The sequence below is a fragment of the Idiomarina solivarensis genome (assembly GCF_033052755.1).
Classification (GTDB): Bacteria; Pseudomonadota; Gammaproteobacteria; order Enterobacterales; family Alteromonadaceae; genus Idiomarina.
This window is the reverse complement of record NZ_JAVFHZ010000003.1, coordinates 86,817-101,257: the sequence shown is the minus strand read 5'-3', so window position 1 is coordinate 101,257 and position 14,441 is coordinate 86,817. Positions and strand designations below refer to the sequence as shown.

Sequence of the window (14,441 nt, the reverse complement as noted above, 5' to 3'; positions counted from 1 at the left end):
TTTTTTAACGCTACTAACGCAACTTAAGCGTTGCGAGTCCTATCAGTACAAAAATTAGTGACAATATCCAGAAGCGCACAATCACTCGTGGTTCTGGCCAGCCTTTCAGCTCGTAATGGTGATGAATGGGAGCCATACGAAAAACACGTTTGCCGCGTAATTTATAGGAGCCTACTTGCAGCATCACAGACGCGGTTTCCATCACAAATACGCCCCCCATAATGAACAACACCAGCTCTTGTCGCACCAGTACCGCAATAACGCCCAATGCTGCACCCAGTGCTAATGAACCAACATCACCCATGAAGACAAGCGCCGGATAAGTGTTAAACCACAGAAAACCAAGCCCTGCGCCGACAATAGCAGTACAAACCACCAGTAACTCGGCCGTTAAGGGTAGATAAGGAATTTGCAGATACTCAGCAAAATTTACGTTACCCGAGACATAAGCGAAAATCCCCAGGGCCGCTGCGACCATGATAGTCGGCATAATTGCCAGACCGTCGAGACCATCAGTTAAATTAACCGCATTGCTGGTTCCCACAATGACAAAGTACGCCAGCAGCAGATAAAGCAGACCCAGTTGTGGCATTACGTCTTTAAAGAAAGGCACTATCAGCGCGGTTTCAGCGCCCTGTGTGCTGCTCCAGTAAAGGTAAACCGCAGCCACACTGGCAATAACCGACTGCCAGAAGTATTTCCACTTAGCAATAAGTCCTTTCGGGTCTTTACGTATCACTTTCCGGTAGTCGTCCACAAAGCCCACAATACCAAAGCCCGTAATGACTAATAGCACCACCCAGACGTAACGGTTTTCCAGGTTCGCCCAAAGTAACGATGAGCCCAGTACCGTTGCCAGAATTAAAACGCCACCCATAGTAGGCGTACCGGTTTTACTTAAATGCGTTTGCGGACCATCGTCCCGCACCGTTTGCCCAATTTGTAAACGTTGCAAACGGCGAATTAACGTAGGTCCTAACCACAGCGACAAAACCAGTGCGGTCAGCACACTGAGTATTGCTCTGAGAGTTAAGTAAGAAAACACGTTAAACGCGCTCTCAAACTGGGTTAGGTACTCTGCCAACCAAACTAACATGCGTACTTGTCCTCTACCCTGTCGCTTACCGCGACAGCCTGCTGTATTGCTGCAACAACACGCTCCATGTGCGCGGAACGTGAGCCTTTAACCAGCACTGTGACAGGTTGCTTACCAGTCTGTTCTGTAAGTCTTTGTAAAATGGAGTCGACCAGCGACTGTAAGCTGCCAAAGTGTTTGCCACCATGACCATTAAAGACCTCGCTGGCACTTTGGCTAAGTACGCCCAAGCTGTATAAATTATCGATGCCCGTACCAATGGCATGCTCACCAATGTCCTCGTGATAAGCGCGTGCATCGGCACCGAGCTCACCCATATCGCCCAGTACAAATATGCGGTACCCAGGATAGCTGCCGAGCAGATCCAGAGCCGCTTTCGTTGACGCAACGCTGGCGTTGTAAGTGTCATCAATGATTCGTAAGTGATCACTTACTTTTATGGTTGTCAGTCGTCCTTGTGCCGGCTCCACTTGTTCCAGGCCCGCCGCAATGTCGTCCAGCGGCACCTCTAACTGGCTAGCCGCCGCCGCGGAAGAAAGCGCATTAAGCACATTATGACGACCGCTTAACTTCAAACTGACTCGCTTGGTTTTGTCGCCTAAATGCAGCGTAAACGAGGGTTGCCCTTCGCTATTAAGCTCTACATCAGTTGCGTAAACGTCAGCACTGTCATTCAGGCCGAAGGTTTTCCAGTTCATCTCTGTACAGGCACGCTGCCAGCATGGGTAAAACTCAGAATCTCTGGGGGTAACAGCCGTTCCCTGGCTGCCCACTCCACGGAAAATCTCGGTTTTTGCACGAGCCACCCCATGCAAACTTCCGAACCCTTCCACATGCGCCGCACTCACGTTATTCAGAATAGCGACGTCCGGTTTAACTAAACCGGTGGTATAAGCAATTTCGCCCGGGTGATTTGCGCCCAGCTCCACTACCGCGTATTTGTGCTCGGCGGTTAACCGCAACAGCGTTAATGGCACGCCAATGTCGTTATTAAAGTTACCCTGAGTTGCTAATACTGGATGGCGAATCGATAGAATAGCCGCAAGCATTTCTTTTACGGTGGTTTTCCCATTGCTGCCAGTGACTGCGATGGTTTTGGGCGCTACCTTAGCTTTAACTGCCGCCCCTAAAAGGCCGAGTGCATGACGACTGCTTTCAACAATAATTTGGCGACAGTTGACCGCTTGCTGCTTTTCACAGATCACGGCAGCAGCGCCTTTTGCGACCGCTTGTTCGACAAAATCGTGGGCGTCAAAATTCTTTCCTTTTAGCGCAACAAACAGTGCGTCGTTCAGGTCAGCGCGAGTATCTGTCGATACGGTATCAATTGTACAATCAGAGCCAATCAGGCGGCCTTCCACCTGCTCCGCAATCCACTTCAGTGATACTGAGATCATGCGCAGTCTCCTTGCAGCCATTCACTCACGACTGCTCGTTCGTTGTAATCAATACGCTGGGTACCAATCACTTGGTAGTCTTCATGCCCCTTGCCAGCCAGTAGTACGACATCATCAGGCCCGGCTTCCTGCATTGCCCGAATAACCGCGTCCCGGCGACCAGGCCACACTTTAGCGCGTCCTTTATCAGCAATTCCGGTCAGGATATCTTCAATAATTTGTTCCGCTGGCTCCGTTCTCGGATTGTCGTCTGTGACGACGACGACATCGGCATAATCTGCCGCCACTTTGCCCATTTGTGGACGTTTCCCCCGATCTCTATCGCCACCACAACCAAATACGCACCATAAACGACCTTTGCAATGCAGCCGCAACGCGCTGAGCACCTGGTGCAAAGCATCTGGCGTATGTGCATAATCAACAACCACTAGTGGTGATTTAGCGTTATGGAAGGCTTCCATTCGACCGGGAACTGGCTGCAAGCTTTTGCACGCCTGACCAATTGCGGCGAGCGGTTTATTCAACTGTAATAACACCGCGGCCGCACACAGTAAGTTGTAGACGTTAAAGCGTCCCAGCAACGGTGTTTCAACCGTGCACGATTGACCTTGCCAGTTCAGTTGAAATACGGACCCTTGTTCGTGAAACGCCAGTCCGGTCGCATGCAGGCAGGGTTCAAGCGGGCTGTCATTAAGACTGACCCATACGTCAGCTAAATCGTCATTTTGCCACTGCGTAAGCAGATCATCATCCGCATTAACGACCCGGTTGGTCACACCAAAATCAGCGAATAAACGCTGTTTTGCGGCAACATAATTCTCCATCGTACCGTGGTAATCGAGATGATCCCGGCTCATATTCGTAATGGCGGCAGCCGCAAAATGCAGGGCTTCGACCCGGCGCTGTATCAAGGCGTGCGACGACACCTCCATGGCAACCAGCTCAGCGCCTTCAGCCAATAATGTTGCCAGCCGTTGCTGTACCGTTACCGCATCGGGTGTGGTGTGGCGTTCTGGCAGTAAACGCCCGATAAGGCCACTGCCCGTTGTACCAATAACAGCCGCTTCCATGCCCAGCGTTTTCGCCAATTGCGCCATGATATGGGTCACCGAAGTTTTGCCGTTGGTGCCGGTTACGCCAACCAATTTCATTTTTTCTGAGGGGTGACCAAAAAAGGTTCCTGCTATCTGTGACAAATGCTCGCGTACACCACTGAAACCAACTACGACGGTACCACGGCGATGCTCTACAGCTAATCCCGGCGCTTCTGCGATAATAGCCACGGCACCCGAGTCGATGGCCGCATCAATATACGCACGCCCGTCAGTTTCATAACCTGGAATAGCGACAAAGACATCACCGCTGGCAACTTGTCGACTGTCGAGCTTGATGCCGCTTACGGTCACGTCCGGAACTGTGAACGATGCAGGTAACATGGTCAGCAACTCAGCTAACTTTTTCATTTGTCACCCCCAAAGCCAGCCGCATGAACCTGGGTATCTTCCAGGTTATCTGGCGGTACGTTCAACAAGCGCATGGTTTGAGAAACAATATTAGAGAAGACCGGAGCCGCCGCTGTGCCACCATAGTAATCGTCGGTTCCCGGCTCGTTAATGGTCACTACCACCACAACTCTGGGGTCGCTAACTGGCGCAATGCCAGCAAACAAAGCGACATACTCATCACCGTACCCGCCGGTTGCTTTGGTTTTACGGGTGGTTCCGGTTTTACCCGCAATTCGGTAACCCGGCACTTGCGCCTCCGTGGCGGTCCCATCACGCACCACCTGTTCCATCATGTGCAGAACAGCGCGCGTATTGTCAGGATTAAAAATCTGTTCTGCGGGCAACGGCGACTCTTGTCGGAAAATAGTCAACGGCCGTTTCTTGCCACCATTGGCGATAATACTATAAGCGTTGGCCAACTGGAGGGTCGTTACCGCCAAACCGTAACCATAAGCCAGCGTCGCGGTTTCAAACTCAGACCACCTCCGTCTGCCACTCAATAAGCCGATGCTCTCTCCCAGTAAAGCAACCCCGGTATCACTGCCAAACCCTGCGTCTGCGTATGTTTGCAATAAAGAATCAACGCCCAAATCGAGCGCTACCTTGGTCACACCGACATTAGACGAGTGTTTCAATACTTCGGTTAGCGTTAATTCACCGTAATTACGCGGGTCACTCACTCGACGACCGCCAATTCGTAGCCAACCAGGGCTGGTATTAATGGTATCACCGGCTTTGTGACGGCCATTTTCTAGTGCGCTTAAAATCACCAGGGGCTTCACTGTGGAGCCAGGTTCATAACTGTCAGTAATCGCGCGGTTCCGCATTCTGAAGGATTGCAGATCCGCACGATTGTTAGGGTTATAGGACGGGCTGTTAACCATCGCCAGCACCTCACCGGTCTCGACATCGAGCACTACCGCCGATCCTGAAGTTGCCTGATTGTAGCGCACGGCTTTTTTCAGTTCGGTGTAAGCAGTTGCCTGAATACGTTGGTCGATACTCAGTGTTAGCTGTTTTGGTTGTTGTGCATCGGTCTGGCTAACTTCCTCAACAACCCGCCCTTCCGCGTCCTTGCGGTAAACTCGTTTCCCCGGTTTCCCGGTCAAATGTTCGTCGTATAGTAACTCCAGACCTTCTTGTCCGGCGCCGTCAATATTGGTAAGGCCGACTAAGTGCGCACTGATTTCCCCTGTTGGATAGTAACGACGCGATTCTGTCTTTAAATAAACGCCCGGGATATTCAGCTGCCGTACATAATCGGCTTCCGATGGCGTCACTTTTCTTTGCAAATAAACAAAGCGTTGCGAAGGGTCATCGACTTTGTCGACCAGTTCATCTCGGTTCATCCGAAAAGTCTCAGCCAACGCCTGCCAGCGGCGCTTATCGGCTAACGCCTTTTTATCAGCAATTCGTTTGGGATCGGCCCAAACCGTCTCGACAGGCACACTGACGGCCAGTTCGCGACCATTGCGATCGACAATGGTGCCTCGTTGCACCTCAACACTTGACGCCCTCAGGCTACGCATGTCGCCCTGCAACGAGAATGCGTCTGGACTGATAACCTGAATGTAGGCAGCGCGCGCAATTAATACCGAGAACACACCGAACAGTAAAAATACCGCAGTGTAAAAGCGCCAGCGCGTGCCGACCAATTCCGCTTTTTTATTGCGACGCGTTACGGCCATGAGACAAGTACCTCCTGCTCAGACTTAACGTCACGCATACCTAACTGCTCTTGCGCAATACGCTCCACTCTACTGTGTTCCGTCAGTGCATTTTGCTCAATCACCAAATGTCGCCACTCTCTGTCGAGCTTGTCACGGTACGAGAGCATGTCATCGCGTTCTGCTGTTAACTTTCGATTCAAATGAGAGATGTAAACAATGCTGAGTGCATTGACAATGACAACCACACTCAACAAAACCACCCACTTATGCCGCAGCAAATCCTGCAGTAACATTGTGGTCAGATTTGGATAGCGCTGATTAGTCATTGCGAATCCTCCTGGCAATGCGCAACACGGAGCTGCGCGAGCGTGGATTCATCTGCACTTCCGCTTTCGAAGGTTTAATCGCTTTGCCAACCTTTTCTAACGCTTTGTCTTTATTTCGTTCAGCTTCTGTTACCGGCAGGCCTGGTGGTAATTGCTTACCTTCGCTGTGCTTGCGGATGAAGCGTTTCACCAAACGGTCTTCCAGACTATGGAAACTGATAACCACCAGCCGTCCGTGTTCTTTCAAGCCCGCCAGAGATGATTCTAACGCTTGCTCAATTTGTTCAAGCTCACGGTTGATATGAATGCGGATAGCCTGAAAAGTCCGTGTTGCCGGGTGCTTATGCTTCTCTTTTACCGGACTCACACGGGCAATCATTTCAGCCAGTTGTTTGGTGCGGGTAAAAGGCTTTTTCTCACGATCCATAACAATAGCGCTGGCAATACGACGGGCGAAGCGCTCTTCGCCGTATTCTTTCAACACCCAGCTAATGTCGTCTTTCTCCGCGCGATTAAGCCACTCTGCAGCGGTTTCTCCGCTACTGGTATCCATTCGCATATCCAACGGACCGTCACGCATAAAGCTAAAGCCACGCTCAGCGTCGTCCAATTGTGGGGAGGACACGCCAAGGTCAAATAATATGCCCGTCACTTGCTGGTTTAATTGCAGTTCATCGAGTACCTGTTGCAGGTTTGAGAAAGGCGTGTGGATAATCTGGAAACGGGGATCGTCTTCGAAGGATTTAGCCGCAGCAATGGCCTCAGGATCTTGATCCAGAGCAATAACCCGGGCGTTCTCGCCTAATTGGCTGAGAAGTGCACGTGTATGTCCACCACGACCAAATGTGGCGTCAATATACGTGCCTTCAGGATCAGTCGCTAATGCTTGTATCGACTCTTCCAGTAGCACCGAAACGTGTTGCGGTGACGTTGTTATCATTATAGTGAAAAGTCTTCTAGTCGTTCGTTGAGTGTAAAGTCACCTTCGCGTTCAACATCCATATCTTGCGCCACTTGTTCATGCCAGGCGTCTTCATCCCAAACTTCAAATTTATTCAGCTGCCCGACAAGCATCAGTTTTTTCTCTAAACTGGCGTGTTGTCTCAGAGGCGCTGACAGTAACAGACGACCGTTTTTATCCATTTCACAGTCGTCGGCATGGCCTAGCAGAAGCCGCTGTAGGCGACGTTCTGCGGGATTCATACTGGATAATCGAGTCAGCTTTTGTTCGATGATTTGCCACTCGGGAAGCGGGTACAGCAACAAGCACGGTTGCTTAATATCAATCGTGCAGACCATCTTGCCTTCACAGTCTAATGACAGCGCATGACGGTACTTGGCTGGTATGGCCAAACGTCCTTTGCTATCCAGACTTAATGTTGTTGCACCTCGGAACATGATCCCACCTGATCATTGCGATCCACTATTATCCACAAATCCCCACAATGTTACAGTCTAGGTGTCTCTCTTTCCCACTGTCAAGAAAAAACACGCTATTTGTCGGGTCTTGACGGGAAATTTACATTAAGCGGTTGATGCTACGCGCAAAATATCTTTCTACTAGGGACTGTATTATTTTTGTGCGATACTGATTCCAGTCCCGACAGGCAGCGACACTTAATGAAACGCTACTTATTCGTTATTTTTGTAAGCTTTTGTATTCTCGTAACAGGCGTTATCTGGTTTGCAGAAAATCAGCATTCGCAGGTGGTGGAATCACGTAAACGAGTCGCTACCGAGCGTTTAGGGAAACTGCGCGCCGCACTTGAAGGACAAATTAATTCCTCGTTAGCGACTGCTCGTGCGCTGCAAGCCGAAATTAAGCTTTCGCCAGATATCTCAGCAGAGCGTTATCGATTACTTATGCAGGAGCTTATTGCCGGCGACCTGCCTGTTCGTCACGTTGCCTTAGCCCCCGACCTGGTTATTGAGTTCGTGTACCCTTTAGCTCCGAATCAACGTGCACTTGGTTTTGATTACCGAACTTCTCCCGTCCAGTTCAAAAGCGTTCAGGAAGCGATTAAGCGAAAAAGCATTGTCATTGATGGTCCAGTAGAATTGATTCAAGGCGGCTGGGCTTTAATTGCGCGTGCTCCGGTGTTTATTGAAAACAAGTTGTGGGGCGTTATCGCGGTTGTTATTGATATTAATGATTTGCTGGTAAGTAGCGGCTTAGACGAAGTGGATGATTACCTGTTTGCCTTAAAGAAAAAAGATGGGAACGGTTCCAACCTATTCGATTTTGGTGACCCCTCACTTTGGGATAAAGACTACGTCGCAATTGAAATAGATGTCTCTACGGGTCAATGGGTGCTGGCGTTGGCGCCTATTAATAACGGTTGGGCAGAGCGTGGGACAACGTATTGGATTATTGTAATTGCGGGCTTATTACTTTCATTTTTAATGACGGCCTTCATGTATAATTTAGTGCTGACTCAAATTCGCTTGCGTGCCGCTCTGACAACGATTGACCACCAAGCCCATTTTGATTCGACTACCGACTTGCCTAATCGACACGCTTTTATCGACTATCTTAGTCAATTGACTCAAAAGGGTCGGGAACAGCATTTTGCTATTTTGTTTATTGACCTTGACCACTTTAAAGAAGTGAACGACAGCCTTGGCCACGATGCTGGAGACGAACTGTTAGTTTCTGTCGCCGAGCGTTTGCGAAGTCAACTACGCGGCACTGATTTTATTGCCCGCATTGGCGGTGATGAGTTTGTCGTTGTCATTAACCGTTTCACTTCACATCAGGTAATCAATGACATAGCCACCCAAATTAACCGGCAGCTGAGCGAGCCTTTTAGTTTACGGCAGAACCAGATACAGACCACTTGCAGCATCGGTATTGCTTTGTACCCGGACGATGGCTTACAAGGAGCGGAGCTACTGAAAAACGCTGACCTTGCCATGTACGCTGCAAAAACCGCAGGACGACGTACACATTATTTTTTCAACGATGAATTGAGACAAAAGAACGAACGGCAGAACTCAATTCATAACCGTATGCGCGAAGGTTTGAAACACCAGGAGTTCTCTCTCGTCTATCAGCCGATAGTCGACTTTAGTACCGGTAAAATTAGTAAGTGTGAAGCGTTGCTTCGCTGGGCAGACAATAGCGGCAACCAAATTCCACCAGCAGAGTTTATTCCAATTGCAGAGCGTACCGGGCTTATCCACGAACTGGGCCAGTTTGTCTTAGAGCAGGTCTGCGTGGACTGGGCAATTGTGCACAAGTCAGGCTACCCCATCGAAATCTCCATTAATCGGTCAGAGCGAGAGCTCAACGACATGGGAACAGCGAAGCAGTGGCTATCCTGTATTAGTCAGTATGGTATTCCAGCTGACTGCATCACTTTCGAAATTACCGAGTCACTGTTGATGAGCAATAAACAGCGACAATTACAAATTCTGCATTATTTACGTTCACAGGGAGTGCAACTGGCCATTGACGATTTCGGGACCGGTTATTCCAGTATCAATTACCTGCAACGATACCCCGTCGACTATTTAAAAATAGACCGCAGCTTTTTAAATCAGGCGCCCGATGATCGTATCCAGGTGGCCTTGCTGGATGCGCTGCTACGGGTCGCCAGAGCGCTCGATATTGATGTCATTGCCGAGGGTGTCGAAACCAGACAGCAGTGGGAGCTTCTGCAGCAGCAACAATGTGACTTTGCGCAGGGCTATTTTATTAGTGAGCCTCTGCCACTGAAGCAGTTGCTTGAATTCCTGAGGAAATGGCAATTTTAATGCAGGAAAAAGGTGGAGAGCCGGCCGATAAGCCGGGTTCTGTCGTGGACAATCATTCATCTAGTGATCAGGTTGCCCTGACCCTCAAGCAGTCTACCCGGGTTCAACGCGGGCCGCGCCAAAGAACCCCTATTTGACCTTGCTCCGGGTGGAGTTTACCGTGCCACAAGCTGTTACCAGTTGCGCGGTGCGCTCTTACCGCACCCTTTCACCCTTACCTGTGCTGCAAGCAGCCATCGGCGGTTTACTCTCTGTTGCACTGGTCGTCGGCTTACACCGCCCAGGCGTTACCTGGCACCCTGCCCTATGGAGCCCGGACTTTCCTCCCCCTGTAAACAGGCGGCGATTGTCTGGCCAGCTCTCCGCGGGGGATTCTACGCTGCGCCGGGCGTTAACTCAATCTTTGTTTCACTCATTGTCTCGATTCTCGAGCGCCCATTGGTATAAGAGATTTTTTCGTTCATCATGGATTTTTGCTGTCATAGCGGCAGCTTTCTTTAACGGTAACTCTTCTAATAGCAGCAGCAGCGTGCGCTTAGCCGACTCGCCCGGGCCTTCACTTGCTTCCGTGTCAGGCTGCAGGGGTGCTATCAGCAGCACCATTTCACCGCGCTGTTGGTTCGTGTCATCGGTTAATATCTGTAATAACTCGGCCGCACTACCCCGTAAATAGGTTTCAAACTGTTTGGTCAGTTCGCGCGCAAGCACCACTTGTCTTTCGTTACCTAATACCGTGTCCATATCCGCTAAAGCGTGCAAAATTCGGTGCGGACTCTCATAAACCACAATTGTTCGCTGTTCAGTCTTTAACGCTTCCAGTTTAGCTCGCCGTTGCTGCGGTTTAGACGGTAAAAAGCCTTCAAAAGCAAAGCGGTCGGTTGGTAAGCCGGCAGCAGATAAAGCGACGGTTACCGCACAGGCTCCAGGCAATGCAATAACTTTCAAGCCCTGCTCTCGACAGCGATGCACAATGACATAACCCGGATCATTGATTAGCGGCGTACCGGCATCGCTAACCAACGCCAGAGAATCTCCCTGCTGGAGGCGTTCGATAACGGCATCCGCACGGTGAATTTCGTTGTGCTCATGCAGCGCGAACACCTCGTTCTGTATTCCGTAGTGTTGCATTAACTTACGTGTATGCCGCGTATCTTCAGCGGCAATAGCCGCCACCTCAGACAACGTTTTTATCGCCCGCTCCGTAATATCGTCCAAGTTACCAATAGGTGTCGGTACAATATAAAGGATACCCTGCTCAGTCATAATCAGTCTCAGTTTGTTTCCAACGCCAATGCCGTTTATAGTATCACCGAACAGGCACCAAAGCGGAACCTTACAGTGTTTAGAACTCATTCTTTTGTACTTTTAGCCGTGCTGGCACTTATGACACTCACACAGTGTACATCGTCACCTAAGCGTCCTTCGCCTGCAGAAAAGGAAACCGTAGACGTTACCGATAAAAGACTCAGCATTACAGAAGATAAATCGGCCGAAAACTGGTTAGAGGAAGCCCGTCAGGCACCTAACGAAGTCGCGCAACATTCCGCTTTGGTCCGAGCAGCGAACGCGTTTCAGAATCAGCAGCAATGGCAAAAAGCAGCGGCTATTTTATCCCAGCTGAGTCCACAAAAGATCACTCATTACAGCCAAAAATACTACCATCTGGCAAGAGCACGCTGGGCTGCGGAAAGAGAACAGTGGTCAGCCGTTCAGGATGAGCTCATCGGCGTGCCTACCCAGTTTAATCAACGAGAGTTTCGCTCGTTGGCTTTACAATTGCTATCACGCTCAGCCTATCAACAACAAAACTACTGGCAAGCATTAGTCTGGCAGGTAGATGCTCAACACTATAGTGAGCAAGCCAATGCGGATACAATCTGGTCCATCGCCAGCCGTGTGACACCCTCGCAACTGCCCGATGAAAGGCCAAGTAATATAACCCTGGCCGGATGGTGGCGATTGATCGACTACCACCACCAGGCAATGGCGCAACCAGAAAAACTGCCGGACTATCTGGTTCAATGGCAAAAAAGCTTTGCCAATCATGACGCCCTGCCGTTGGTTAACCAATGGCAGGAGCCTAGTACCGCAGCAGAGACAACGTCAGAAACTCAGCCGCAGGATACGTCAACAACGGCACATCAACCTACTGTCGCAGTACTACTGCCACTATCGGGCCGCTACCAACAACAAGGTAAAGCTGTGCGAGATGGTGTTATTGCAAGAGTCGCTGAAGTCAACCAGTTACGAGTTGTCTTTATTGACACCGCAGCAAACGACATAGCGGCACACCAAAAGCAAATTGAGACGCTGAATCCAGTCGCCATTGTTGGTCCCTTATTAAAAGAAAACGTCACAGCCTGGGTCAAACAGCCATTAGCAACGATTCCACAAGTTTACCTCAATCAAATTGACTCAAACATAGAGGTCAATTTGCCGACGAGCATCTTTTTTGCTTTAAGCCCTGAAGCGGAAGCAGAACAGGCGGCTCGCCATATGAGTCAAATTTATTCGGATAAAAAAAATACACTGATCATTGCGGCAGACCACTCCAGCGGACATCGTATGGTTGAGGCGTTTAAATCGAGTTGGGATGACAACAACGAGAAAAAACCCGTGGTTTCTTACTTTTCTGAGCGCAGTGATATGCAGAGTACGGTAGAAAGCGCACTGGAACTGACAGACAGCCAAAAGCGTATCCGGGCAGTCAAAATCGCAGCTGGAAAAATAATCGTGGACGCACAAGAACGCAGTCGTCGCGATATCGCCTCAGTGTACCTGCCGGGAAACCTACAACAAACTCGTCTGTTAAAGCCTTTTATTGATGTCAGCGTTTCCCCTTTTGCGGAGCCTATACAGGTTTACGCAAGTTCCGCGAGCCACGAACTGCAAAACCGTTTAGGTGACCCGGATCTCAACGGTATTATCTTCTCTGATATTCCATGGCTCATTAAAAACGAGGAAAAAAGGCAGCTTTTACAACAATGGCTTGAGCTCCGCAATGGTTGGGACTTATCACTTGCCCGGTTAACCGCCATGGGCTACGACAGCATTTCATTAATGCGGCGTCTCAAAATGATGCAACGCATGCCCGGGCTGACTTGGTCAGGGCCAAGCGGAGATTTGCACCTGGATAATAATGCAGTCCAAAGGCAACTTATCTGGGCTACCTTTAGTAAGGAAAATGTCACCTTATCGAAGGAACAAGCCGATGCAGGAAGTGGTAACGGGTAAGAACGCAGAAAAGATTGCAGCAGAGTTTCTCAAAGAAAACAGCCTTACAATTATTTGCAAAAATTACCGAATTGACGGCGGAGAAATTGATATCATTGCTCGAGATGGTGTCCATTGGGTATTTTGCGAGGTTAAATATCGGCACCATGAGAGTTTCGCTAAGGTCGTTGAGCAGTTAAAGCCGCAACAATGCCGCCGAGTCAGGCACACCGCGCGGCACTATTTACTGAGTAATCACATCGACGAACATACCACGGCTATAAGGTTTGACGTTATCGCTATAGTGGGTCAACCGAAGAGTATTGAATGGTTTAAGGACGCATTCTGACTATGAATGACGAGTTAATTAAAGCGCTTTTTACGGAAAGCATACAAACACAGATTTCTGCCGTTGAAAGCCTCACAGATGAAATGGCGACAACGGTCGATCTGTTAGTGACCAACTTATTGAATGGCCAACGCGTATTTTGCTGTGGTGATCGGACAACCAATGTCATTGCTCAACACTTTGCCAATCTTATGACCGAGGGCATGAAATTGGAACGCCCTCCCTTTCCTGTTCTCTCATTAAGCTCTGGCAAACAAAAGCAGCTGGCCGCTTTAGGCAAGGCAAGTGATATTCTACTGGTCATTGCGGATAATAGCGAAAACGATGAACTTGCCTCCGTTATGGAAACCGCAATTAGTCGCGACATGCTCATTATTGCGTTAACAGGAGAAGGAAATGATTCGGTTTCGGGGCTGCTTGGCACCAATGACATTGAATTAAGGGTTCCCAGTTTGAATCCAGCTCGTATACTCGAAACTCAACTTTTTATTGCGCATAGCTTATGTGAACAAATAGAAAATACCATTTTTCCCCAGGAGCACTGAGAATGATGACTCTATCGAAAGCCGCCCTACCCGTCATTTTTATCACATTGTTAAGCCTGCAAGGTTGTGCCGTGGTGGCGGTGGGTGCTGCCGCAGTAGGAATTTCCTCTGTCACTGACCCTCGTACCATAGGTACCCAGGTCGACGATCAGACCATTGAGTTAAAAGCCAATGCAAAACTGGGCAGTGATGAGCAGCTCGACGACAGCCGAGTCGTAGCGATCAGCTATGGTACTAACGTTTTGTTAGTAGGTCAGGTCCCGAACGAAAGCCTTAAGAGAAGGGCCGAGAATCTCATTGAAGATACCAACGGCATTAGTAATATCTTTAACCAATTACGGATAGGTTCTAAAGCGTCCGCTGCCGTGAGAGCGGGCGACAGCTGGATAACCAGTAAGATAAAGTTGAAGTTTGCCAATACCAAAACGATTGATGCAACGGATATTAAAGTGGTTACTGAGAATGCCGAAGTATTTTTATTGGGACAAGTAAGCCCATCAGAAGCCGAAGCCGCTGTTGAAGTAGCAAGAAATGTTGATGGTGTCGAGCGGGTCATTAAAGCACTAACGATTGAACGTTAGTGC

At 49.4% G+C, this 14,441-nt stretch carries 13 protein-coding genes and 1 other RNA gene; 5 read left to right on the top strand and 9 right to left on the bottom strand.

Annotation, left to right across the window (positions count from 1 at the left end; translation table 11 throughout):
• Positions 1–13: 13 nt before the first annotated feature.
• From mraY to mraZ, 7 genes are read right to left on the bottom strand one after another with little or no spacing between them, the layout of a single operon-like run.
• Positions 14–1,096, bottom strand: a complete 1,083-nt coding sequence (gene mraY / locus RBK99_RS06390; protein ID WP_317503803.1) for a phospho-N-acetylmuramoyl-pentapeptide-transferase — start codon at positions 1,094–1,096, stop codon at positions 14–16.
• A complete protein-coding gene (locus RBK99_RS06385) occupies positions 1,090–2,493 on the bottom strand; it encodes a UDP-N-acetylmuramoyl-tripeptide--D-alanyl-D-alanine ligase (protein ID WP_317503802.1) in 1,404 nt (467 codons plus the stop codon). Before RBK99_RS06385 ends, mraY begins: the two co-directional genes overlap by 7 nt.
• Positions 2,490–3,956, bottom strand: coding sequence for a UDP-N-acetylmuramoyl-L-alanyl-D-glutamate--2,6-diaminopimelate ligase (gene murE, locus RBK99_RS06380; RefSeq protein ID WP_317503801.1), 1,467 nt, complete (start codon positions 3,954–3,956; stop codon positions 2,490–2,492). Before murE ends, RBK99_RS06385 begins: the two co-directional genes overlap by 4 nt.
• Entirely contained in the window at positions 3,953–5,686 is a 1,734-nt protein-coding gene (locus RBK99_RS06375) for a peptidoglycan D,D-transpeptidase FtsI family protein (RefSeq protein WP_317503800.1), read from the bottom strand. Before RBK99_RS06375 ends, murE begins: the two co-directional genes overlap by 4 nt.
• On the bottom strand, positions 5,677–5,994 hold the full coding sequence (ftsL, locus tag RBK99_RS06370) for a cell division protein FtsL (RefSeq protein ID WP_317503799.1): 318 nt from the start codon (positions 5,992–5,994) through the stop codon (positions 5,677–5,679). Before ftsL ends, RBK99_RS06375 begins: the two co-directional genes overlap by 10 nt.
• Entirely contained in the window at positions 5,987–6,934 is a 948-nt protein-coding gene (rsmH, locus tag RBK99_RS06365; RefSeq protein WP_317503798.1) for a 16S rRNA (cytosine(1402)-N(4))-methyltransferase RsmH, read from the bottom strand. Before rsmH ends, ftsL begins: the two co-directional genes overlap by 8 nt.
• The gene (gene mraZ / locus RBK99_RS06360; RefSeq protein WP_054489855.1) at positions 6,934–7,392 is read right to left on the bottom strand and encodes a division/cell wall cluster transcriptional repressor MraZ; all 459 of its coding nucleotides are present in this window, start codon (positions 7,390–7,392) and stop codon (positions 6,934–6,936) included. Before mraZ ends, rsmH begins: the two co-directional genes overlap by 1 nt.
• A gap of 222 nt (positions 7,393–7,614) precedes the next feature.
• Here mraZ and RBK99_RS06355 point away from each other — a divergent pair, with 222 nt between their 5' ends.
• Entirely contained in the window at positions 7,615–9,750 is a 2,136-nt protein-coding gene (locus tag RBK99_RS06355) for a putative bifunctional diguanylate cyclase/phosphodiesterase (protein WP_317503797.1), read from the top strand.
• A 12-nt stretch (positions 9,751–9,762) separates the two neighbouring features.
• Here RBK99_RS06355 and rnpB read toward each other — a convergent pair.
• Together rnpB and rsmI are read right to left on the bottom strand one after the other, a co-directional pair.
• Positions 9,763–10,112: RNase P RNA component class A (gene rnpB, locus RBK99_RS06350), an RNA gene on the bottom strand.
• A gap of 46 nt (positions 10,113–10,158) precedes the next feature.
• Positions 10,159–11,013, bottom strand: a complete 855-nt coding sequence (rsmI, locus tag RBK99_RS06345; protein ID WP_317503987.1) for a 16S rRNA (cytidine(1402)-2'-O)-methyltransferase — start codon at positions 11,011–11,013, stop codon at positions 10,159–10,161.
• A gap of 75 nt (positions 11,014–11,088) precedes the next feature.
• On the opposite strand from rsmI, the gene RBK99_RS06340 reads away from it, so the two are divergent.
• From RBK99_RS06340 to dolP, 4 genes are read left to right on the top strand one after another with little or no spacing between them, the layout of a single operon-like run.
• Positions 11,089–12,984 (top strand): penicillin-binding protein activator, encoded by a 1,896-nt coding sequence (locus tag RBK99_RS06340; protein ID WP_317503796.1) that lies wholly within the window; start codon positions 11,089–11,091, stop codon positions 12,982–12,984.
• Positions 12,962–13,312 (top strand): YraN family protein, encoded by a 351-nt coding sequence (locus tag RBK99_RS06335; RefSeq protein WP_317503795.1) that lies wholly within the window; start codon positions 12,962–12,964, stop codon positions 13,310–13,312. Before RBK99_RS06340 ends, RBK99_RS06335 begins: the two co-directional genes overlap by 23 nt.
• Positions 13,313–13,314: 2 nt before the next feature.
• Entirely contained in the window at positions 13,315–13,857 is a 543-nt protein-coding gene (locus RBK99_RS06330; RefSeq protein WP_317503794.1) for an SIS domain-containing protein, read from the top strand.
• 2 nt (positions 13,858–13,859) lie between these two features.
• The gene (gene dolP / locus RBK99_RS06325) at positions 13,860–14,438 is read left to right on the top strand and encodes a division/outer membrane stress-associated lipid-binding lipoprotein (RefSeq protein ID WP_317503793.1); all 579 of its coding nucleotides are present in this window, start codon (positions 13,860–13,862) and stop codon (positions 14,436–14,438) included.
• Positions 14,439–14,441 lie beyond the last annotated feature (3 nt).

What these genes read in the sequence shown, in the direction of transcription:
- mraY (WP_317503803.1), bottom strand. Translation starts at nt 1,096, where the DNA reads ATGTTAGTTTGGTTGGCAGAGTACCTAACCCAGTTTGAGAGCGCGTTT.
- RBK99_RS06385 (WP_317503802.1), bottom strand. Translation starts at nt 2,493, where the DNA reads ATGATCTCAGTATCACTGAAGTGGATTGCGGAGCAGGTGGAAGGCCGC.
- murE (WP_317503801.1), bottom strand. Translation starts at nt 3,956, where the DNA reads ATGAAAAAGTTAGCTGAGTTGCTGACCATGTTACCTGCATCGTTCACA.
- RBK99_RS06375 (WP_317503800.1), bottom strand. Translation starts at nt 5,686, where the DNA reads ATGGCCGTAACGCGTCGCAATAAAAAAGCGGAATTGGTCGGCACGCGC.
- ftsL (WP_317503799.1), bottom strand. Translation starts at nt 5,994, where the DNA reads ATGACTAATCAGCGCTATCCAAATCTGACCACAATGTTACTGCAGGAT.
- rsmH (WP_317503798.1), bottom strand. Translation starts at nt 6,934, where the DNA reads ATGATAACAACGTCACCGCAACACGTTTCGGTGCTACTGGAAGAGTCG.
- mraZ (WP_054489855.1), bottom strand. Translation starts at nt 7,392, where the DNA reads ATGTTCCGAGGTGCAACAACATTAAGTCTGGATAGCAAAGGACGTTTG.
- RBK99_RS06355 (WP_317503797.1), top strand. Translation starts at nt 7,615, where the DNA reads ATGAAACGCTACTTATTCGTTATTTTTGTAAGCTTTTGTATTCTCGTA.
- rsmI (WP_317503987.1), bottom strand. Translation starts at nt 11,013, where the DNA reads ATGACTGAGCAGGGTATCCTTTATATTGTACCGACACCTATTGGTAAC.
- RBK99_RS06335 (WP_317503795.1), top strand. Translation starts at nt 12,962, where the DNA reads ATGCAGGAAGTGGTAACGGGTAAGAACGCAGAAAAGATTGCAGCAGAG.
- RBK99_RS06330 (WP_317503794.1), top strand. Translation starts at nt 13,315, where the DNA reads ATGAATGACGAGTTAATTAAAGCGCTTTTTACGGAAAGCATACAAACA.
- dolP (WP_317503793.1), top strand. Translation starts at nt 13,860, where the DNA reads ATGATGACTCTATCGAAAGCCGCCCTACCCGTCATTTTTATCACATTG.